The following is a 22,933-nucleotide window of genomic DNA, read 5'->3' as shown; positions in this document are numbered from 1 at the left end:
GAGAGGAGATTCCTCATGCCACTCGAGGTCGATAACGACCCGGTACCAGCTTCCTTTGAGAAGTGGGGTAAGCCAGGTCATTTTGATCGAACCCTAGCGAGAGGTCCCAAAACCACCACTTGGATTTGGAACCTTCACGCTAACGCTCATGATTTCGATAGTCATACCAGTGACTTAGAAGACGTTTCTCGCAAAATATTTAGTGCACACTTCGGTCACCTAGCCGTTGTCTTTGTCTGGTTGAGCGGCATGTACTTCCATGGTGCTCGTTTTTCTAACTACGAGGCATGGCTGAGTGATCCCACTAGTATTAAGCCCAGTGCTCAAGTGGTTTGGCCCGTTGTTGGTCAAGGCATTTTGAATGGGGATGTTGGTGGGGGCTTCCACGGCATCCAAATCACCTCTGGTTTCTTCCAGCTGTGGCGTGCTTCCGGTATCACCAATAGCACCCAACTGTACGCAACAGCTATTGGTGGTTTGGTAATGGCAGCCCTGATGCTATTTGCTGGCTGGTTCCACTACCACAAGAAGGCTCCGAAACTGTCATGGTTCCAGAGCGTGGAGTCGATGATGAACCACCACTTAGCTGTGCTACTGGGCTGCGGCTGCCTAAGTTGGGCAGGTCACCAGATCCATGTGTCTTTGCCCATCAACAAGCTCTTGGATTCTGGGGTGGCTCCTAGTGAGATTCCACTGCCCCATGAGTTCTTATTCAATCAGGGCTTGATGGCAGATCTTTATCCCAGTTTTGCTAAGGGCATAACCCCCTTCTTCACCCTGAACTGGGGCGTCTACTCTGACTTCCTCACCTTCCATGGTGGTCTGAATCCAGTAACCGGTGGATTGTGGTTGTCAGATACCGCTCACCATCACTTAGCTCTAGGAGTCCTGTTCATCATTGCTGGCCACATGTACCGTAATACCTACGGTGTTGGTCATAGCATGAAGGAAATTCTAGAGGCTCATAAGGGTCCGTTCACTGGCGAAGGACACAAAGGTCTTTATGAAATCCTGACTACTTCTTGGCATGCCCAGCTAGCCATTAACCTAGCTATGGTAGGCTCCCTGAGCATCATTGTGGCTCATCATATGTACGCGATGCCTCCGTATCCGTACATTGCCACAGACTATGGTACTCAGCTGTCCCTATTCACCCACCATATGTGGATTGGTGCCTTCTGTATTGTAGGAGGTGCAGCCCATGGTGCTATTTTCATGGTGCGGGACTATGACCCAGCCAAGAATGTGAACAACCTACTAGACAGGGCTATCCGTCACCGGGATGCAATTATCTCTCACCTGAACTGGGTGTGTATCTGGTTGGGTTTCCATGCCTTTGGTCTGTACGTTCACAACGATACGATGCGGGCTTTGGGTCGCCCTCAGGATATGTTCTCTGATACGGCGATTCAGCTACAGCCAATCTTTGCCCAGTGGATTCAAAACATCCACAACCTAGCGCCGGGAGGAACTGCTCCCAATGCTTTGGAAACCGTTAGCTATGCCTTTGGCGGAGGCATGGTAGAAGTAGGGGGTAAAGTGGCAATGATGCCGATTGAGCTGGGTACTGCGGACTTTATGGTCCACCATATCCATGCGTTCACCATCCATGTCACTGTACTAATTCTGCTCAAAGGGGTACTGTTTGCCCGTTCGTCACGTCTGATCCCCGATAAATCTGAGCTAGGCTTCCGCTTCCCCTGCGATGGTCCAGGTCGTGGCGGTACCTGCCAGGTATCCGGTTGGGATCATGTGTTCCTAGGCTTGTTCTGGATGTATAACTGCATCTCTGTGGTTATTTTCCACTTCAGCTGGAAGATGCAATCTGATGTCTGGGGAACAGTATTCCCGGATGGGACTGTGTCTCACATTGCCAATGGCAACTTTGCCCAAAGTGCGATCACCATCAATGGCTGGTTACGGGACTTTTTGTGGGCACAAGCCTCAAATGTAATCACATCTTACGGCTCAGCTCTGTCGGCATACGGCATAATGTTCCTAGCTGGTCACTTCGTCTTTGCCTTTAGCCTGATGTTCCTATTTAGTGGTCGTGGGTACTGGCAAGAACTGATCGAATCCATCGTTTGGGCTCATAATAAATTGAAAGTAGCCCCATCGATTCAGCCTCGTGCTCTGAGCATCACTCAGGGTCGGGCTGTGGGGGTAGCTCACTACCTCCTGGGAGGAATCGTCGTTACCTGGTCATTCTTCCTAGCACGCATCCTGTCAGTGGGATAACTGCTTACCAGGAATCGATGCCAAACCTTGAGTGGGATACCATAACCTGTGTCTCGCCTGTCGATACCCTAAGCAACCTGGAACTTCGGTTCCAGGGGGTTAATTAAGAAAAAACAATGAGCAGCATGATTGCATAAGTCTCATAGGTCAGCGAGGAGAATTTCCTTAAAGCATATGGCAACAAAATTTCCAAAATTTAGCCAGGACCTCGCTCAAGATCCGACAACACGTCGAATCTGGTACGGGATTGCCACAGCCCATGACTTTGAAAGCCATGATGGCATGACCGAGGAGAATCTATATCAAAAGATTTTTGCTTCTCACTTCGGCCATCTTGCAATCATTTTCTTGTGGACTTCTGGCACCCTGTTCCACGTCGCCTGGCAAGGTAACTTTGAAGAGTGGATTAAAGATCCTGAAACTGTCAAGCCCATCGCCCACGCGATTTGGGATCCCCAATTTGGCTCAGGGGCAATTGATGCCTTCACCCAAGCTGGTGCTTCTAGCCCCGTAAACATCGCCTACTCCGGTGTTTACCACTGGTTTTACACCATTGGCATGACAACCAATAACCAACTGCATGGTGGTGCCATGTTCTTGTTATTGTTGTCATCCCTATTACTGTTTGCAGGTTGGTTGCACTTACAGCCTAAATTCCGCCCCAGCTTGAGCTGGTTCAAGAATGCAGAGTCTAGGCTGAATCACCACTTGGCAGGTTTGTTTGGTGTTAGCTCCTTAGCTTGGGCAGGTCACTTGATTCACGTGGCTATCCCCGCATCTCGCGGACAGCGGGTTGGTTGGGATAACTTCCTGAGTGTCAAACCCCATGCAGCTGGATTAGGACCTTTCTTTACCGGGAATTGGGGAGTCTATGCCCAGAACCCAGATACCGCTGGACACATCTTTGGTACCTCTGACGGTGCAGGGACAGCGATTCTGACCTTCTTGGGTGGCTTCCATCCCCAGACTGAGTCCTTGTGGCTGACCGATATCGCTCATCACCACTTGGCGATCGCAGTGATCTTCATCATTGCCGGTCATATGTACCGTACCAACTGGGGTATTGGTCACAGCATCAAGGAGATTCATAGTGCCCACAATCCTCCAGCAAGTACTCCCTTTGGGGGCATGTTAGGTGAGGGTCACAAGGGTCTATATGACACTATCAACAACTCTCTCCACTTCCAGTTAGGGTTAGCTCTGGCTTGTTTGGGTGTGGTTTGTTCCTTGGTAGCCCAACATATGTATGCGCTGCCGTCCTATGCATTCATAGCCAAGGATCACACCACGATGGCAGCACTGTATACTCACCATCAGTACATTGCTGGTTTCTTGATGGTTGGAGCCTTCGCTCATGGTGCTATCTTCTTTGTGCGGGATTATGACCCAGAGGCTAATAAGAATAATGTGTTAGCCCGGATGCTGGAACACAAAGAAGCTCTGATTTCTCACCTGAGCTGGGTAACTCTGTTCTTAGGTTTCCACACCTTAGGAATCTATGTCCACAACGACGTCGTGGTTGCTTTCGGCACCCCCGAGAAGCAAATCCTGGTTGAGCCAGTATTTGCTCAGTTCATCCAAGCGGCTCACGGTAAACTGCTATACGGCTTTGACACTCTGCTGTCCAATCCCGATAGCTTAGCTGCTGGCTCTGGTGCAGCTTACCTACCTGGCTGGCTCGATGCCATGAACAGCGGAACTAACTCCCTGTTCCTGACCATTGGTCCTGGTGATTTCTTGGTACACCATGCGATCGCTTTAGGTCTGCACACCACCACCCTGATTCTAGTCAAGGGTGCCCTGGATGCCCGTGGTTCCAAGCTAATGCCCGATAAGAAGGACTTCGGTTATGCCTTCCCTTGTGATGGTCCTGGTCGTGGCGGTACTTGCGACATCTCTGCTTGGGATGCCTTCTACCTCGCCATGTTCTGGATGCTCAACACCCTAGGCTGGTTGACCTTCTATTGGCACTGGAAGCATCTGTGCGTCTGGCAAGGTAACGTGGCTCAGTTCAATGAGAACTCTACTTATCTCATGGGCTGGTTCCGGGATTACCTGTGGGCTAACTCTGCTCCGTTGATCAATGGTTACAGCCCGTTTGGAACGAACAACCTGTCGGTCTGGGCTTGGATGTTCCTGTTGGCACACCTAGTTTGGGCAACTGGTTTCATGTTCCTGATCTCGTGGCGTGGTTACTGGCAAGAGCTAATCGAAACTTTGGTCTGGGCACACGAGCGTACTCCTCTGGCTAACTTGGTTAGCTGGAAGGATAAGCCTGTTGCGCTGTCCATCGTTCAAGCTCGTCTGGTTGGTTTAACCCACTTCACGGTTGGTTATATACTTACCTACGCGGCATTCTTGATTGCCTCGACAGCTGGTGCATTTGGCTAATGGTTGCTGAAACTAGCTTTTTAGGTATTTAAATTGTAGGTAATTAATTGAAATCTCCTGCCTTCTGGTGGGGGATTTTTTATTATTTCCTCAGTTTTAGATCTACTGAATAGAATTGCATGGCTTGGCAGCATCAAAAATATAGCGCTATATAAAAAATGGTGTTCTGCGAATAATTTTGACAAAAAATATAAAATGTGGTAAAGAAAAGACAACTAGTGAATCATTTAAATGAACAACTATATCGCTCTGTTACTGATTGCCCCACAATCAGGTAACTCTGCTCTACTTCAATCCTGCCATGCAATCTCGACAGTAGTACTAAGTACTGAGGGGGTCAGGTCGTCAGGGGATCGCTGCTACTGTTTATAAATCACAAAGGTGCGCTTGACCTTGGCGAATTAAATTCGCCACGGGTCGCACCTAAAGAATTCGCAGATATATAAATAAGTACAGGACTTATCCATCCAGAAGTGTAAAACGTCCGTAATTCTGTGATCCGTAGTTCCGAGATCCGAACTTTTATGACAGACCTCAAGCCAAATGATTTACTTGATCGGCGTTATCGAGTAATTGATACCCTAGCCCAGGGTGGATTTGGAAAAACTTACATTGCCGAAGATACTCGCCGACCCACTAATCCCCAGTGCGTTATCAAACAACTGAAGCCACCTAGCAACCATCCCAAATCCTTGGAAAATGCCAGACGTTTGTTCCGAACTGAAGCCGAAACTCTAGAGAGACTGGGGAAGCATGACCAAATTCCAATGCTTTTAGCTTACTTCGAGGAAGATGAAGAGTTTTACCTGGTTCAAGAGTTTATTGAAGGAAACACCCTCAGCAGTGAAATCAAACCTGGTCAAAGCTGGTCTGAAAGCCAAGTTCGTCAAATGCTTCAGGAAGTCTTGAGAGCTCTCAGCTTTATCCACCAAAATCGAGTTATCCATCGTGATATCAAGCCCGATAATATTATCCGACGACATCAGGACAATAAGCTGGTTTTAGTTGACTTCGGCACAGTCAAGCAAATTCGCGGACCGAACAATCAGGTCAGTGGCACAATTGCCGTTGGAACCCCTGGTTATATGTCCACAGAACAAGGCAGAGGTAATCCTCGTGCCAACAGTGATATTTATGGTCTTGGCATGATTGCTATCCAGGCAGTAACTGGCTTAACGATTAATCAAATTCAAGAAGACCCTAATACTGGAGAAGTGATTTGGGAACCTTGGGCAAAGATCAGCGATGACTTAAAGAGGATTCTATCTAAGATGGTGCGCTACCATTTTAGGGAACGTTACCAGTCTGCCACAGAGGTTATACAGGCTCTGGAGTCATACCCACAAGTCTCAGTACCACAACACAAATCAGTACAACAGCCGACAATAATACAATCGACACAAATTCCGCAACAGAACTCTCCAATCCCCTCAACAGGGATTCCATCGATACCACAGTCTGGGCAACCTCAACCCACAGAGATTTCATTACCACCATCTCAACTTTCCCCAGCACCAGCCTCATCGCCGCAACCGTTTGGTGGGTCTCAGTCTTCCGGAGTTGGCTCTCAAAACCCTCGTCGGTTATTGCTTCCCATCGGTGTCGCCACTACTGTTATTGGCATCCTTATCTATTTAATCTGCTTATTTTTATTTAATAACACTCCCAAGACTACGGAGTCACCCAACCCATCACCTCTTGCTACGAATGCTCAAATTACTCCAACTTCAACACCTGATCAGAGTAATATTCAAGCTCGAATTAGCCTTGGGGAAAAGTCCCTAGTTAAAACAGAAGAGGTAGGCACTCCAAATCTGCAATTCCAAGCTGCAAAACAAAAGGGTATGGCAGCCATGGCTGCTGGGGATTATGACAAAGCCGTGAGTGACTTTGAAGCAGCAATTCGGAAATACCCCAACGCTCCTGAAACTCTAATTTATCTAAATAATGCTCGCATTGGTAATCAGAAATCCTATACTATTGCTGTAGCTGGACCGATTGCTACTGACCCCGATGGCACATTAGCAATTTTGCGTGGCGTTGCTCAAGCTCAAGATGAAATCAATAAAACTGGGGGAATTAATGGCGTACCCCTCAAAGTAGTCATTACGAGTGATGATCAAAATCCCGATACTGCTAAAAAAATTGCGTCAGCATTGGTCAACAATCCGGAAATATTAGCTGTAATTGGTCATTCCGCTAGTAGTGTAACCTTAGCTGCAGGAGAAGTATATAATTCCGGGAAACTAGCAGCTATCTCTCCCGTTAGTACTTCAGTAAAGTTGTCAAACTTTAGCCCTTATGTGTTTCGCTCAGTGCCAAATGATGCTTTTTCAGCCAGAGCCTTAGCTAACTACATGAACACCCAGTTGAAAAAGCAGAATGCAGCAGTTTTCTATAATTATAAGAGTGACTACAGCAAGTCTATCAAAACTGAATTTGTCACAGCCGTTTCCCTAGGAGGAGGACAAGTTGTTGATGAGGTTGACATCTCCAATCCAGATTTTAATCCTGCTATACCTGTAGAACAAGCGATTCAGCGGGGAGCACAGGTGCTATTTTTAGCTCCTAACTCAGCAGTTCTAGATCAAGCTTTGGAGGTTGTTAAGGTCAATGGTAAACGTCTAATTCTGTTGGGAGGAGATGTAATGTATTCTCCCAAGACCTTAGAGAAAGGTGCAGAAAATGCTGTTGAAATGGTGGTAGCTGTTTTTTGGGATATTGATAGCAACCCTCAGTCAGACTTTGTCCGTAAATCCAAAGCCCTTTGGAATGCCGAGGTTAACTGGCGCACAGCCATGGCTTACGATGGAACCCAAGCTTTGATAGAAGCCCTCAAACGTAATCCCACTCGTGCTGGTGTTCAAGAAGCCCTCTCATCCTCAGACTTTTTAGCCCCTGGAGTATCTGGTTCAATTCGGTTTTTGCGTTCAGGCGATCGCAATGGCTCAGTCCAACTGGTAAAAATTCTCCCGAATCAGAACACTTCCAGCGGTTACGATTTTCTTCCCATACCCTCTAATTAGTTTTAGGAGTTTTAGTTAGCTAATAGCTTACTATAATTGTGTAATAATTAACTAATAATTATCTAAATTTACCCTCAAGGTTCACGGGGGGTTAGGGGTTATCTATGTAGATAATTACAAAGGTGACATGCTCCCGATGCCGCCTTATTGCCACATAACCAGTCAATTGCTGTTGCTTGATAGAATCTGTTGACGTCTACAATCATTTTCTTCAACAGTTAAAACATCAATGCCTCCCCTAGGCAAGCCAGTGGTAATAGCACAGGATTCAATAAAATAAAAAGCCGGAATGAAACAAAATCAAGCCATTATTCAAGTAAAAGGATTACGACAGTATTACGATAAATTTGCTGCTGTCAATGGCATTGACTTTGAGGTGTATCCTGGGGAGATTTTTGGATTGATAGGCACCAACGGTGCTGGTAAAACATCCACAATAAAAGCGTTAGCTGGGGTACAAAAAGTAACGTCGGGAATGATTCGGGTCATGGGACAACCACCAGCAATGGTAAGGTCATCCCTAGGATACTTAACACAACAGTTTTCACTGTATTCCGATTTGAGTGTGGAGGAAAACCTCCGTTACTACGCTAAAATGCGTCGTCTACCCGAGCAAATCTTTCAATCTCGCCGAAAGCAGTATCTCCAATGGTTAGCCCTTAAGCCTTTTGCTGATAGATTAGCAGGACATTTATCAGGGGGAATGAAGCAAAAGCTGGCTCTATGCTGTGCATTGATTACCCAGCCCCAAATTCTACTGTTAGATGAGGTCTCTACTGGTATTGATGCTGTCTTCCGCCGTGAGATTTGGAGCTTTTTAGCAAAAATTGCTCAGCAGGGAACTACTATTGTGGTGGCAACCCATTATCTAGATGAGGCAGAACGGTGCGATCGCGTTGCCTTAATCCACAACGGCACCATTCAACAAATTGGACCTCCAGAAGATTTGCGTGCCAGTATGGAATTATCTTGTTTTGAGGTGGTGCCTGAGGATCCAATGTTGGCATCGGGGCCAATTTTTGCCGCAACTGAACAGGCTTTGCAAAATGCGATCGCAAATAACCATACTCCAGTTGTAGATCTCAAACCCCTGGGGGATCGCATGATAGTTTTTGTCAGCAAACAGGCTATCTCTGCAGAGGAGGCCATACAACAAATATTACATCTTCACCAACTACCCTCAGCTCGGATACAGCCTGCCAATCCTACCCTGGAGCATGTCATGGCCAATCATTTGCAGCGATCCTCAGGGGTAAAGGCAAGTCTTCCAGGGTTGTTATCTACAGTGTCCCAGAGATCTTCACCACCCCATAACTCAGCTTCTAATGTTAATTGGATAGTGAAGGTAGATCAGGTCAGCAAGGTTTATGGTACTTTTCAGGCCGTGCGATCGCTAAGCTTTACTATTAGTCGAGGTGAAATTTTGGGACTGCTCGGGGCCAATGGTGCTGGCAAAACGACACTCATGAAGCTCCTATGTGGTCTGCTGCGCCCCAGTAGCGGAAAAATTTGCTACACATCTGAGCATTTGCCACCCCATTCACCCTCAGTAAAACAAAGAATTGGCTACATGAGTCAGAAATTGACGTTGTATCCAGACTTAACCATCCTAGAAAATTTGTCTTTTTTTGGTCGAGCTTATGGAGTTCCTCGTCAGCAACGTAATGCTCGCATCGATTGGATACTTCAGACTTTTGGCTTAACCCAGTCCGCTAATCAACGACTTAGAAATCTATCTGGGGGGAATAAACAGCGAGTAGCTTTCGGAGCCGCTATTCTACACGAGCCAGATATCCTGTTTCTAGATGAACCTACCAGTGGCATGGATATTCTGGTGCGACGGCAGTTCTGGCAAATTCTTCAGGGGTTTGCCCGCCAAGGTACAGCGATTGTTGTCACTACCCACTCTATGGAAGAGGCGGAATACTGCACTAATTTGCTGTTTATGCGGTTGGGAGAGCTAATTCTGCAAGGGTCTCCTGCCGCTATCAAAGCCCAGCAAACCGTTACCCTCGTAGAAATTTTGTCTGCCTCTCCCAAAAACACCCTGTATAGCTTAGAACAACAATTTGAGCCTTGGCGCATGGTATTTATGGGCGATCGCATCCAGATGATTCTGGATCAGCCGTCACATATGTCCCAGCTACGGAATTATCTAGCTTCGGTAGAAGTCCAACCTCACCAAATCACTCCCATCCCCTTCTCCTTAGAAGCAGCGTTTCTCAACATTTCACAACATCCTAAGAAAAGGTAGCGCGATGGACAGGATTTTGGCTCAGTGCATCAAAGAACTGGCGCAATTTCGTCGCGATCGCCTAGGGGCAGCATTGGTATTCTTGTTGCCTTTAATGACCATGCTGATTTTTGGCTTTGCCATTCGCCTTGAAATTAAGGATGTACCATTAGCCGTCAGAGATTTTGACAATAGCCCCCTCAGTCGAGCCTATATTGAGCAGGTTTTTGCCACTAATCAGTTTAAGCCTGTAGCAGCTACCACAACCGATGGTATAGATTTGCTTGATCGGGGCATCGCTCAAGCAATAGTGGTTATTCCTCCCGACTTTTCACGGCAATTGAAAAAGGGAAAAACCAATGCCCTCCAGGTTTTAATCGATGGCACAGATGTGAACAATCCTCGGGTCATCCAGAACAGCCTTCGTGCTACCACTCAATTTTTCTTGGAAAAGCAAGGTTTTCAGACTCAGCGTCCCGATGTTTTCGCTCATACCCGTATCTGGTTTAATCCGGGTCGAAAAGAATCTCTTTTTATTGTGCCGGGTGTTTATGCCGTCATTTTATTTAGTTATCCTGGTTTGATAGTAGCAATGGCGGTGGTACGGGAGAAAGAACAAGGGACGTTAGTTCAGGTCAAAGCATCAGGGATTAGTGCTTGGGAGTTTCTTCTGGGGAAGGCTTTGGCCTATGTACTGATTGCCATTGGCGAAGCGGTACTGTTGATGGGGTTGGGGGGGTTGCTGTTTGACCTTTGGCCAGTAGCAAATCCTTGGCCGCTGCTAGTGGGCACTGGGCTGTTTTTGATGGTCAGTGTGGTTTATGGACTGGTAGTTGGCGTTTATTCCAAGCAAGCCTTGGTTGCTGTGCAGAGTGTTATGAATACTGGACTTTTAATGTCTACCTGGCTGTCAGGTTTTATTTACCCTGTGGAAAATATTCCTTGGCCACTGTCACTGGTTGCCAATGTCGTGGCAGCTCGTTACTATATTGAACTCACCCGAGATGCATTTGTAGTAGGTGTGGGCTGGCTTCGTATTGGCCATGTTATTCCTATTCTATTCCTGCTGACAATTGGAATGTTCATGTTATCGTGGTGGCGAATTCGGCAGATATAGAAAACCGTAATCCAGCATGGCGAAGAGGAAGCTCGGATTTTTCCCAGGTAAAGGTGTTTGGGCAGTTGTTCTCAAGGAAATGACCAATATCTTCCGCGATCGCCAGCTTATTACCACAATTGTCTTGGTACCAGTTTTTTTCGTGATGTTTTACGGCTTTGCCCTTAACCCCAGTGTTGAACAGGTTAGCTTAGGGGTAGTGGACTATGCCCAGACTTCAGCCAGTCGAGAGTTTGTGGCGACTCTAACTGCTAGTGATGTGGTTGTGCCCACTGTACAAACTTTACAAGAAAAGAATTTAGAGCGATCGCTACTGGCAGGAAAAATCAAGGTTGCTCTTGTAATTCCGCCAGAGTTTGATCAGCAACTCTCTCAAGGTAACTTAGCTGAGGTGCAACTCCTGATTGACGGTGTTGATGCTAATCGAGTCGGTATTCTTCAGGGTTATTTGAGCCAAATCATCCGTCAGTATCGCTATCGTAATGACAATTCCCCTGACTCTTCCCTGATTAATCTACAGACAACTATTCTATATAATCCCGGACTGGTGAGCAGTTGGTATTTTGTGCCGGGGGTATTGGGGGTAATTTTGACGGCAATTAGCACTTTTGCAGCTTCCTCCACCATGACAGCAGAAAAAGATTATGGCACTTTTGAACAACTTTTGCTTACTCCCCTACTTCCTTGGGAAGTGCTTCTAGGCAAACTGCTTCCCCTTTTGGGGATTATCCTAGTCATGGTGCTAATCACAAACGGGTTTAGCCAAGTTGTCTTCAACCTACCATTTCGTGGTAGTTGGCTAATGTTTATGACTAGCACAATTGTTTATATTCTGCTGACATCTGAACTAGGACTAATCTTAGGTCTGCTAAACCAGAATATGCTACAAGCATTCCTGACCACGCTTTTTATTAATGTGCCTCTAGTGCAGTTATCTGGAGCTTACACCCCCATTGAAGCCATGCCTCCTTTGTTTCAAGGATTGACCCTTCTAGATCCACTGCGCTATTACATCTTTATCCTGCGTAGTGTTCTACTAAAAGGAATTGGGTTTGATATGTTGTGGCAACCCTTACTTTTACTGGTGATAGTAGCCGTAGGATTGTTTATCCTATGCTTGTATCTTTTGAAGTGGCAAAAGTATCATAATTAACCTGAATTCGGGATAACTTAACCTGTGATTAACAGTAGAAGTTAGGCACTTTCTCGCATAGATTTGGGCTTGAATAAACGTTTACCTCTCCGCAGAATTAGCTGATTTAAGGCATTGATCGTCTTAAACCAACGGGAATGGCTGTGCAAAATATGACGGTAGGGGATAGTGGTTTCTGCTATCATATCCACTGAAGAGGAAGTCCAAAACTTGGGAAACCAGCGATGGAGTGTGCGATCAAAAACGTGCTTCAGCAACATTAGATATCCTAAATAAATATTTAAAGGAAACAGGCTATCGCTCATTTGGTCTAGGGCGATCATATCGGGGCGACGGCGTTGGGTATATTTAGGGACAGCTTGGGTTAAGTCATCATCATATTTATCTAGCAGTTGGTTAAACACTAGACCATCTTCGAGAGCCGCACTGCATCCCTGGGCTATCATGGGTGAAACGGCGTGAATGGCATCTCCCACTAGCAAAATACTATTGCCAAAGTGGTAGCGACTACACCTCACCGTTGTGGTTTGGAAGAAAGGCTTCTGGGCAAAAGCATCGGCTTCTTCAGGTGAAATCAACTGGCTGAAATCCCCCATATACTTTCTGAAGAAGGTTAAAACGTCTGAACCCGATGAGATATTGGCTAAACTATTATAACCCCGAGTAAAAGAAACTAAAGCATTGTAAGTCCGATCCGATTTGGATATACACAGAAGAGTTCCAGACGATCCCAAAGAATACAAATGAACACTATCCCTATTTAATTTCAACTCAGGGTGATTTTCAGGACAGCGCAGCGTTAAAACTTTAATATCAACTGGACTTTTGCGCAGCTTGACCTCAAGACCGGTTTTATGCTGTAGTATATTTCTCACTGTAGACCGTACTCCATCAGCCCCAATCAACAAATCATAGGCTTGGCATGGTTGATAGCCTGAAGCTGACTGAAAAACAGCCGATTTTGCTTCTAGATCGACAGCTATACATTCGTGTTTGAAGTGTATCTTTAGGCAACTAGCATCATAGCGTTTGGTCAAGGTTTCTAAAAAAAGATTGGTGAGGACATTGCGCTCGATCAGGAGTCGAGGTTGTTTGCGCAAAATAGATTGAACCACTCCACGGGAGTTACGGATTTCTTGTCCCAAAGCAATTGTTCCCCGTTCTATTGCCAAGGACTCTAAACCAAGTTCACGAAGGGCGGCTCGTCCTCGAAACCCAAGCGAAATAACATAGGAGCGAGCAGTTGACACAGCATTAAGTCTTGGATCAGAGCGTTTTTCATATAGCTCGACACAATATTTACTGTCACGTCGCAACAAATAGTGAGCCATTAATAGTCCGCAGGGTCCAGCACCAACAATGATTACAGTTTTCATAAAGTCCATTTTATAAAATTGTTTTATTACTATTCCTCCATCATGATAGTTACTTAAATTTTCAGGTTATACATTGATCTTCGTCACACAAAACTATTTATTTTTATGCTATACTGGGCTTTTACTGATAAGTAAAAATTATGTAATGTGGAAGCTGTTTTTAAACAAGGGCTTCCACATGAGCTTAACGAGGGAGTCTCAAAAAGTTAGGGAGCTTTCTAAGAGACTAATAGCGCGGTTTACTAGATCAGAATACTGTAACTCTCCAGAGAAAAGTCGGGTCATGGTAGCAATAGCGGAAGGTCGTTGCAATACTACTTGATAACCTAGTTTCGGGAAACGCCAAAATACTTGGGCTAATCTTTGAGCTGAGCTCATCTCCTTGCCCCATTCTTGACTTATAGTTTCGCTATATTGTTCTAAAGCATCTATCTGATTGGCTAGTGCCTTATGGATAGCTTCTGCAGCTTTCATCCCACTAAAAATCGAAGGACGGATGCCTTCAGCGGAGAAAGGATCTACCACACAAGCTGCTTCTCCAGCTAAGACTGCATTTTGGGTGTGTAGCTTCTGATCACCATTCCACAGGAATATAGGATGACCAGATTCAGTAGCAGTAGCTAAATCTAGCTTAAACATCGTCCCATAATCTCGAATGATATTTTTAAAATTTTGTGCTTTACGTTTTTTTCCAAATGCCCCTGCCCCCAAAGAAAAACCATCTGCCTTGGGAAAATTCCAGACATAGCCATTTTGAGCCAAACCCAACTCAAAATAAATATTAATATCTGTTTGATTTTCTACTGGTATTTCTAGTTCTAATGCCCCTGCTACTAATTTTTTTTGTCGCTGAAAACCTAACCATTTGCTCATTTTACCTTTGGAGCCATCAGCAGCAATTAAGTAATGTCCTATAAACGATTCTTGATTGGTATTAATTAACCAGCGATCGCTTTTAAATTCAATGCCGGTAACTTCCGTATCATCTTGAACTTTTGCACCATTTTTTTGTGATTGTTGCACTAAAAAATGATCAAATATATCTCTTCTGACCATCCAAATAGGATAACTTTTGATATCAACTTGAATCGCATTTTATTTATTATAAGTAAAATAAGCGGCATTTGTTTTCAGAGATATAGCAGGACTAAAATCAAAATCAAACCATTCTTGAATTACCGAAGATACACCACCACCGCAAGGTTTGTAACGAGGTAAAGATGCTTTTTCTAAAACTAAAACAGAATGTCCCTTTTTTGATAAATGATAAGCAGCCGTTCCCCCAGCAGGCCCTGCACCAACAATAATACAATCAAATATCTTTGTCATGCCCCCAAATCTCCTATTTTTAAACAATGCCGGACTCTGGGCTCCTGAAGCAACAGAATCAAAATTACTTTAATGCTATGATAATCTTAAGTCATCCATAAATAGGAATTTAATTTACATTCAATTCAGTAATAATTTCCGCATCTGCTGGCATTCCTGGTTTAGCAAACCCCCCAGGATTATCAATAGTTAGTTTAATGCCAAAGACTTGTCTGATCCGGTCTTCTCGAAAATAGATATTCTCCGGAGTAAAGGATGCTTGACTATCAATAGTAGTCACTGTAGCACTTAAAGGTTTATCTGGGTCTGAATCAAGAAATACCTTGGCTTTCTGTCCTACTCGAATTTTGCCAATATCTCCTTGAGGAACGTATCCTCGTAGATAAACATTGTTGGGATCGATCACCGTTAAGAGTGTTTGACCAGCACTAACTATTTCTCCCGGTTCAACCAGACGAGTAATAACCACACCATCAATGGGACTGGCAATTTCTAGATCACTTATTTTGCTTTTAATTTCTTGTTGGAAAGCTTTGGCAATCTCAACTTCAGCTTGAACCATAGCCAGTTGTAAACGAGCCTGGGCTAACTGAGTTTGTAATCTGCTCAGTTGTGCGTTGATCATGTCTGGGTTGAGAGTAGAGGTTTGGGCTTGTACTAACTGACCCTCTGCTACATTTACTAATTTGCCGATAGCATTAACTGATGCTTGAGTTGCTTTAACAGTTGCTTGGGCTTTTTCAAACGTTGTCTGAGCTTGGTCAAATTGTTGTTTGCTTACGGCTCCCTGCTCCACCAATTGAGCAAAGCGATCGCGATTAGCTTTCGCTAAGTTTAACTCAGATTGAGCTTCTTCTAACTTAGCAAAAGCTTCATTAAGTTGAGCAACATTAGCTGCAACTGATGCCTCAGCTTGTAAGACTTGACCTCTGGTATCTTCTTGTGATTTTTTGAGATTTAGCTCAACCTCCAGAATCTGACTTTCGACTAAATTGATTTGCAGACGGGCTTGAAGTTCTTGTTGCTGAGCAGAAACTAAACGAGCAGTAGCACCTTTTAACTGAGCTTGAATTTCTTGATCGTCAAGCCGCACAATGTTCTGATCTTTGTTTACTTCTTTCCCTTCCTGCACAGCGACAAAATTAACTCTACCTCCAACTTTCGTCCCAATATCAGTTTCGTCCCCCTCAATCCGACCACTTAGTAGGATTGTTCTATCTTGGGATGTTGATACAAAATACTTGCTTGATACAGGTATTCCAGCTAAAATTAAACCCGATAGAAGCAGTAGTAAAGGATAAATTTGCTGCTTCGGCTTGATAGTTTCCTGATTTTTGGCATTTTCTTGATATAAAAATATAGATTTATCCATAAAGAGTTATTTTTTTGTTTTTCACAAATACATGGGGACTAAAATCGTAACTTATAGCACTACCCATTAAGGTTAGGAGATTTATAAAAACAGGAAAAGCTATTATAATCAGCTCTTGCCTCTTGCCTCTTGCCTCTTGCCTCTTGCCTCTTGCCTTGCGCGTAGCGCTATATTGACCAAATTGCCACGCAAGCTACTCCTCAATTTGAGAAGGAAAACCTTTAGCTTTTCAACTTAAAATGTCTGAAAATTTTCCTATAAGTCACCCTACTAGGGTGCTAATGATGCTTGCTTAAGCGATTGTATTGAAAATTTTAGTGGGCTGTAGGGCACCAGACCTAACCAACGAGGATGTGCTGAAGGCATTACAACTCCTTCAACACCAGTTAGTCTAAAGTCCAGAATAATGAATTATATAATCAACCGTTAATCAAAAATGACTTGTATGACCATTGAAGTGCTGACTATTGGTTTCAGACATCCTTTGAGGGGATATTCAGCGATCAACACTCAACACTTAATACTCAATTTTGAAACACCGAATCCCCTGCTTCAACCCGGAGATTACCTATTTTCCAACCTAGATAAATTGGTCCATTCCCATTAATTGGTTTGTATAGGTCAACGTGTTTTGACCAGTCATGTTTATTACCATTTCGGATCAGACTTGGCAAGTCATTTTTAGGATTGTGGGTCAGTTGAAGACTCTCACCAGTGCTACCAATCCACTGCACTTTACCTAGGTCAATTTCACGTAAATCTAACTGACTTTTTTCCTTAACTGCCTGTTTAAAATCCTCATAGTTACCATGAGATTCTTCTTCTCCCACTTCTAGAGCAAAGCCAGCATAGCTATTGCCTAGGGTTGTTGCCTTAAGAGTTTTTTCCTGACTATAGAGCTGGGCAAATTTCTGGTTCGGTATAGCCACCTCAGTATAGGTATCCAAATTAATCGAGCGAATCGCTAACCAGGTTTTCTCCAGTTTAAAGAACCAAATCCCGTCTTCTATTTCTGCTTGAGCCGTCTTAGGTAATTGGAAAAAGAATGGTCTATCCTTAGCTGGTCTTAACCAAAGAACTAGGTTACGGTATTGCCCAACTTGGTCTCCCTGATTTTTTCCTGGCTTCACCCAAGCGCCACCAGTATTAGCAACAAAAAAATCCACACCCCGCTCTTGATTGTATGCCATTAGCTTGAATGGCCCGACATCACCAGCGGGGAACTCACCAGCCAAACTCCCCAACTGATAGGTATGACCAAAAAAGGTCGTTTCCCAATATCCTGGTTTATCCTCACCTCCAGGTTTCCAATTTTCGTAGACTGGTTTACTCGCCAGAATTTCCACAGGCTTCTGAAACTGCTTACGAGCTAACTTTACCACCGCCTGGGGAGGTCGATAGGCGCTAGTAATTACGTGAATCACATCCCGTTCTGGCTTAGGATTGACTAAGGTAACATCGCCAAAATAAACCCAGAACAGACGGGCAGCACTGGCCCCGTACACCACATTACTTTTGCCTTGACACTCCCCGGTCTAAAGACGCGGGGATTCTTTGTTCGCAGACTCGACTTGCTTAACCAGGTCGGAACCAGGAAAAGTAGAGGCCAAATCTCCCAAAACGTTCGGATCTAGGATCCAGGTTCCGGTGTGCCCCACCGTACCCAAGGCTCTCTTGAGGATATTGATGGCAGCGTTGTGGTCGCGGTCTAATTGACAACCGCATTTGCAGGTGTGAGTCCTAGTTGATAGAGACTTTTTTACGACCTCACCACACTCAGAGCAGTTCTGGCTAGTGTAGGCGGGGTTGACTGCAACAGTGACCCTGCCAAACTTAGTTCCAAAATGCTCCAACCATTTCCTAAACTGATACCAACCCGCATCATTAATAGACTTGGCCAGACAATGATTTTTAACCAAATTCCTAACCCTTAGATCTTCGTAGGCAACCAAATCGTTAGATTGGATTACGCAACGTGCCAGTCTCTTGGCGTGTTCTTCACGTTGCCGACTTATTCTAAGGTGTGTCCTACCTAGTTTATTAACAGCTTTCTTGCGGTTGGATGAGCCTTTATTTTTTCGAGATACCCGACGCTGATAAAACTTTAAGCGCTTTTCACCAATCCGATAAAACCGGGGGTTAGGTTCAGTTTTTCCAACGGAATCCGTGTAGAAATCCTTCAGCCCGACATCTAACCCGATGGCTGTTCCAGTTGGCTCCAGTTCTTCCGTTATGTCAACTGAAACACAGAACTGGACATAGTAGCCATCAGCTCGTCGAACTATCCGAACCCGCTTAATTTGCTTCTTATCAAAGCGCCACAAGTCCCAATTACCCTTGAGTTTGAGCTTCCCAATTCCCTTCTTGTCCCTGAACACGATCGACTTTTTATCTGGGGACAATTTCCAGCCAGACTGTTTGTATTCAACCGATCTGCCACGCTTTTGGAACTTTGGGAAACCTTTTTTTTCAGGTACCTTTTTTTTGCAATTGTCAAAGAACCGAGAAATTGATGACCATGCCCGTTCAGAACTGGCCTGACGAGCAGTAGAGTTCAATTCATTAGCAAACGGGAACTGATGGGCTAAAACTTTGCTGTATTTCGACAGATCGTATTTATTGACGCCCTTGTTGTCCATCCAATATCTGAGACAACTGTTTCGGATAAAACGGGCTGTCCTAATCGCCTCATCAATAGCCAAATATTGAGGTTTTTTGCCGTATGCCTTGAACTCCAGAATGATCATCAGTCTGGACCTTTAACTGCTTTATTTTATTCTACAAGATTCCGGAAAATCTCTGAATATTTTTCACGGCGGCTAAAGCCACCATCTCGCTTTCATCCCCAGTCTTTAGACACGGGGCTGAAAGCATCGTTGATTCTTTGTAATCCCGCTTAGTCGGTCCACCAAAACCACCTCGATAATATTTCACTGCTGCCGCCGCTGACATCCAATCTAGAGCCGCTTTGGCCAGTTGTTTCACCTCCGGCTCCTTCGCAAAGTCGTAGAGATTTATGTAAGCCGCAAAGGTGTGACCATGGTAAGTCTCTGAGTCCCACTCTCCCATACCAATGTTGTATAGCGCCCAGACATAGCGCTGAATTTTCTTTTTATACAGACGCCTAGTCTCTTCATTTCCGGTTTCCTCCGCCATCAGATAAACGGAAATCTCTCGCATTGCCCGGAGATTGTCCGTGTTGCGTCCATCCACCCAACTTCCTCGCACATCCGGTCCCCAACCATCACCACCTTTTCCCTTACCATAAATGGGGTGAGGACGCCCATTGGGGTCAGTTTCTGTCCAGGTTTTGGCACCGTCAAACATTCGCTGTTTGTAGGTCGGGTCGAGAAATTGCCCAAAGAAGAAGTATTTTCGGATTTGTCCTTTGAGAGTGAAAGCGTAATAGTAGTCAATACCCTCAGTATGTTGGTTATCTTGAGCTTGGGCATCTTCTGATTGCAGAAACTCTAGGGCTTTGTCCCGATTGCCAACAATAAAATCAAACATGGCATAGGGATAAGACCGCTTCTCATTTTCCCCGTAGTTGTTGCCATAACCTAACCCATCGTAGTACTGAATTGCCTGGTTGGCTCGCACCCAGAATTCTGATTCCAATTCAGGAGTCCACTGATTCCTATACTTGGTAGCAATCGGTAAGGGTTCAATCTGAATTAGATCAGTAACAGATCTGCTAATCACTGGTTTAGCATCTGACGCTGGTGTGGTCGGTATAACTTGGTGGGTACAGCCCAAGACAGCGCCAGCGACAACGAAAGCATTGCTTAATAATGGAATGATTTTAAGAGTGAGGTGGAATGGGCATCTTGGTGGAACTGGCATCTTGCCAGTTTCAAGATATTTTCGGGCGGGCAGGATGCCCACTCTACTGCTATTCATGGGAAGATTCAGCCACGGGACAAAGGAAGCTACTAGTAAGTGACGAGATTTCCGAGATTTCACCAGATTTCACCAATTGTAGCGATTGCTCTCAATTCTTACACAACAACCAAAACAGTACACCTGAGCGTCAACCCTAAATTAAACATCGGCACTTCACAATTTTTAATCATGGGCAATGGGGCTCAGAATGCCCAGGGATTGACACATTCAGGATATAGTCATGTTCGATTTACTATTTGCTCGCAATTTGGCCACTACACTAATCATACTCACTGTGTTCATTCTTGGCTTAGACAAGTTGTATCGGCAGGATCAAAACCCTGGAAAACTCCAAAGGGTTCAGCACATAGAACAGGCCCTTCGAGTCGGATTTGCCCTCAAGGCAACTCAATTCCGTTGACCTTCCCTGAACTAGGTGTGGAATAGGAGCCAGTTCCCTAGTTCGACCCAAGTTACTGGTTTGTCAGATGGCTGTGAATATTAGTAGACAAGAACCCTATAGTAACCATGGATAAGGCAACTACGTAATTATTCGTAGGCCACTATTGCGAGTGGCTCAGAGATTTCCGAGATTTTGCGGATACGGTTTACTGTCATTTCCGATTACTGTTGTATATGGTAGTTTTAACCTTTTGCTGCATCCCCCTGGGGCACCCAACCGCCCATCAGGGGTTTTTTGTATTGAGTGTGGCTAAATTTTATCAGTTATAGTATGCTGTAGTCTTAACTGTAATTGCAGGAGAGTGCAGTGGGGAGTAGGAATCGGGTTTTGATAATGTCTCAATTAGGCTAACCGTCCCTACCCCGTCTTATCCACTAAACTCAAGGTCTCCCAAGGTTACTCCACTTTTAATAATCGGCTAAAAATTCAAGCTAGACTAGTATTAGCCGGTAAAATACCTAAAGTTTTCCATATAAAGGACAATCCATTTTAAGCTTTTTAATTTTTGTAGCCCTATAAGTTAAATTAAAATGTGATATGATAATTTTTTATTTGTTTTTAAAATATAAAAAATTATCTATGAAATTATTATAATAATCAGTAAAATACCACTACTAATAAATCCGTAAAAAATACTGACAATAGGGTTGCTTTTATTACTATAAATAAAGAGTTAGTTTATTTATAGTAATAATTTTATTAATAATTAAAAATATTCGGTTAAGCCTGCCATCAAAAAAAGCAAAAAACAACTGATATAGAAATCCTAATAAAAACGTGATAAACATCAACAGGAGGATGGGTGGATTCTTCCCCATCTTCCCCATCTCGATCAATCATCCCCCTACAGATGCAACGCTCCCGATTTATCTGTGGGGAGTCGTCAAGTCGCTTGACCGTAGGTCACGCTGCGCGAACGCTCCAATTCAAAGTTCAAAATTATTAATTCAAAATGATTCGGACAATTCTAGATTTTTAATTTTTAATTTTTAATTTTTAATTCCCCGGGGGGCTTGTACCCGGAATTAATTAATTCAAAATTTGTTCAATGTCTTGATGCAATAGCGAGTGGGGGAAACCACGGCAATAGCGAGTGGGGGGAACCCCCAAGACCGCGCTGCCTCCCCAAGACCGCGCTGCATCGCTTCTAGATTTTTAATTTTTAATTTTTAATTTTTAATTCCCCAAAGGGGTCAAAGCTAACAAGTTCTGATGGTACAAACCCCACTAAAAACCAGAATTACGGGCTTGCTCCATCAACTGCTCAGCCCTACGTCCCCACTGGGGATTACCTTGGCTATTGTAAAGGTCTCTAGCATACTGCAAGACTTCCAGAGCATCACTAAATCGGTTTTGGCGCAGAAATACTACACCAGCACCATAATAGGCATTAGCGTAGTTCGAGTTAGCTACCGCTGCTTGCTGGAAAGCTGCCAGAGCACCATCCAAATCTCTCTGATTAAATAAAATTCCCCCGATATTGTAGTGGGCTTCGGGGTATTTGGGATTGATTTTGATCGCTTGCTCAAACGCCTTTTTTGCTTCCTCCAGCTTGCCCTGTTGCCTATAAATCAGTCCCAAATGATATGCCGGTTCGGGAGCATTACGGCTAAATTCCATTGCTTGTTTAAATGATGCGATCGCTTGTGCGGGTGTTCGCAACTGGGACATAACTAGACCCATGTTATAGTGAGCAACACCCAGTTTAGGGTCAAGTTCCAGAGCTCTTTCTAGATATTCCCGTGCCTGAGACAAATTCTTTCCTTCCAACAGAGCAGCCCCTAAATTAGCAAAGGCTAGAGCAAATTTGGGATCAGTCTGGGTCGCCCGATAAAAGGCATCGGCTGATGCCTGCAATTTTCCAACCTGCCGCAATGCTAAGCCCAAGTTGTAGTGTGCTGGTGCTAGCTTGGGATTCAGTTGGGCTGCCTTTTCAAACGCCACGATCGCTTCAAGTACCTTACTCTGTTGAATTAATGCCAGTCCTTGATTAAGTTGCTCAAGGGCTGCGGGTTGAGTTGGTTTAAGTGCTGGCAGATACTGAGACTGGGCGATTTGTCTACTACTGTAACCGTAAGGGCGAGTAAGGGGATGATGTCTACTCAGTCTCTCTGGTGAATCCTTCAGATGATCTGGGTTAACCCCTAGGGCATGGGAAACTAGTGGCTGTGTCAGCACCAACAGCCAACTGACTCCTAGGCAGAAATATCCTCTGGCAGTGACTTTTGTGTTAACAAACATTAAGTTGAGTGGGAACAAATTTTTCTTAAGATTTTTGAAACATTTTTTTTTATAGTTGTTACGTGTATTCATATTTTTTGAAAATTAGTGACCTAGAGTTATCTAACTTAAC

The 22,933-nt window shown here is 44.5% G+C and carries 12 protein-coding genes and 2 pseudogenes; 7 read left to right on the top strand and 7 right to left on the bottom strand.

Annotated features, from left to right (window positions below):
• Positions 1–15 precede the first annotated feature (15 nt).
• The 6 genes from psaA to F6K64_RS00465 all read left to right on the top strand — a co-directional run bounded on the left by psaA (position 16) and on the right by F6K64_RS00465 (position 12,158).
• Positions 16–2,238: a photosystem I core protein PsaA gene (psaA, locus tag F6K64_RS00490; RefSeq protein ID WP_008181182.1), complete on the top strand. Its 2,223-nt coding sequence runs from the start codon at positions 16–18 to the stop codon at positions 2,236–2,238.
• 174 nt (positions 2,239–2,412) lie between these two features.
• Complete coding sequence (gene psaB / locus F6K64_RS00485) at positions 2,413–4,629, top strand: photosystem I core protein PsaB (RefSeq protein WP_008181184.1); 2,217 nt, start codon at positions 2,413–2,415, stop codon at positions 4,627–4,629.
• A 524-nt stretch (positions 4,630–5,153) separates the two neighbouring features.
• The gene (locus F6K64_RS00480; protein ID WP_008181186.1) at positions 5,154–7,655 is read left to right on the top strand and encodes a bifunctional serine/threonine-protein kinase/ABC transporter substrate-binding protein; all 2,502 of its coding nucleotides are present in this window, start codon (positions 5,154–5,156) and stop codon (positions 7,653–7,655) included.
• Positions 7,656–7,944: 289 nt separating this feature from the next.
• Positions 7,945–9,909: an ATP-binding cassette domain-containing protein gene (locus F6K64_RS00475; RefSeq protein ID WP_287251439.1), complete on the top strand. Its 1,965-nt coding sequence runs from the start codon at positions 7,945–7,947 to the stop codon at positions 9,907–9,909.
• 4 nt (positions 9,910–9,913) lie between these two features.
• On the top strand, positions 9,914–11,005 hold the full coding sequence (locus tag F6K64_RS00470) for an ABC transporter permease (RefSeq protein WP_287264678.1): 1,092 nt from the start codon (positions 9,914–9,916) through the stop codon (positions 11,003–11,005).
• 16 nt (positions 11,006–11,021) lie between these two features.
• Positions 11,022–12,158, top strand: a complete 1,137-nt coding sequence (locus F6K64_RS00465) for an ABC transporter permease (protein WP_287264676.1) — start codon at positions 11,022–11,024, stop codon at positions 12,156–12,158.
• Between the two features lie 41 nt (positions 12,159–12,199).
• Here F6K64_RS00465 and F6K64_RS00460 read toward each other — a convergent pair whose 3' ends face one another.
• From F6K64_RS00460 to F6K64_RS00435, 6 genes and pseudogenes are all read right to left on the bottom strand, one after another.
• Positions 12,200–13,534, bottom strand: a complete 1,335-nt coding sequence (locus F6K64_RS00460; protein WP_044492414.1) for an FAD-dependent oxidoreductase — start codon at positions 13,532–13,534, stop codon at positions 12,200–12,202.
• 198 nt (positions 13,535–13,732) lie between these two features.
• Positions 13,733–14,854, bottom strand: a pseudogene (locus F6K64_RS00455) (geranylgeranyl reductase family protein).
• Positions 14,855–14,972: 118 nt separating this feature from the next.
• Positions 14,973–16,235 (bottom strand): HlyD family secretion protein, encoded by a 1,263-nt coding sequence (locus tag F6K64_RS00450; protein WP_008181202.1) that lies wholly within the window; start codon positions 16,233–16,235, stop codon positions 14,973–14,975.
• 524 nt (positions 16,236–16,759) lie between these two features.
• Positions 16,760–17,743: a hypothetical protein gene (locus tag F6K64_RS00445; RefSeq protein ID WP_287264674.1), complete on the bottom strand. Its 984-nt coding sequence runs from the start codon at positions 17,741–17,743 to the stop codon at positions 16,760–16,762.
• Between the two features lie 27 nt (positions 17,744–17,770).
• Positions 17,771–18,982 (bottom strand): RNA-guided endonuclease InsQ/TnpB family protein, encoded by a 1,212-nt coding sequence (locus F6K64_RS00440; protein WP_008181204.1) that lies wholly within the window; start codon positions 18,980–18,982, stop codon positions 17,771–17,773.
• A gap of 139 nt (positions 18,983–19,121) precedes the next feature.
• A pseudogene (locus F6K64_RS00435) lies at positions 19,122–20,078 on the bottom strand (hypothetical protein); the annotation flags it as partial.
• Between the two features lie 280 nt (positions 20,079–20,358).
• On the opposite strand from F6K64_RS00435, the gene F6K64_RS00430 reads away from it, so the two are divergent.
• Positions 20,359–20,538 carry a hypothetical protein gene (locus F6K64_RS00430; RefSeq protein ID WP_071103626.1) on the top strand — a complete coding sequence of 60 codons (180 nt, stop codon included), beginning with the start codon at positions 20,359–20,361 and terminating at the stop codon, positions 20,536–20,538.
• 1,269 nt (positions 20,539–21,807) lie between these two features.
• Here the strand turns inward: F6K64_RS00430 and F6K64_RS00425 are convergent.
• Positions 21,808–22,821 (bottom strand): tetratricopeptide repeat protein, encoded by a 1,014-nt coding sequence (locus F6K64_RS00425; RefSeq protein ID WP_008181208.1) that lies wholly within the window; start codon positions 22,819–22,821, stop codon positions 21,808–21,810.
• Between the last annotated feature and the right edge of the window lie 112 nt (positions 22,822–22,933).

Source organism: Moorena sp. SIO3A2, assembly GCF_010672265.1.
Classification (GTDB): domain Bacteria; phylum Cyanobacteriota; class Cyanobacteriia; order Cyanobacteriales; family Coleofasciculaceae; genus Moorena; species Moorena producens.
This window is presented reverse-complemented; position numbering and strand designations above follow the sequence as displayed.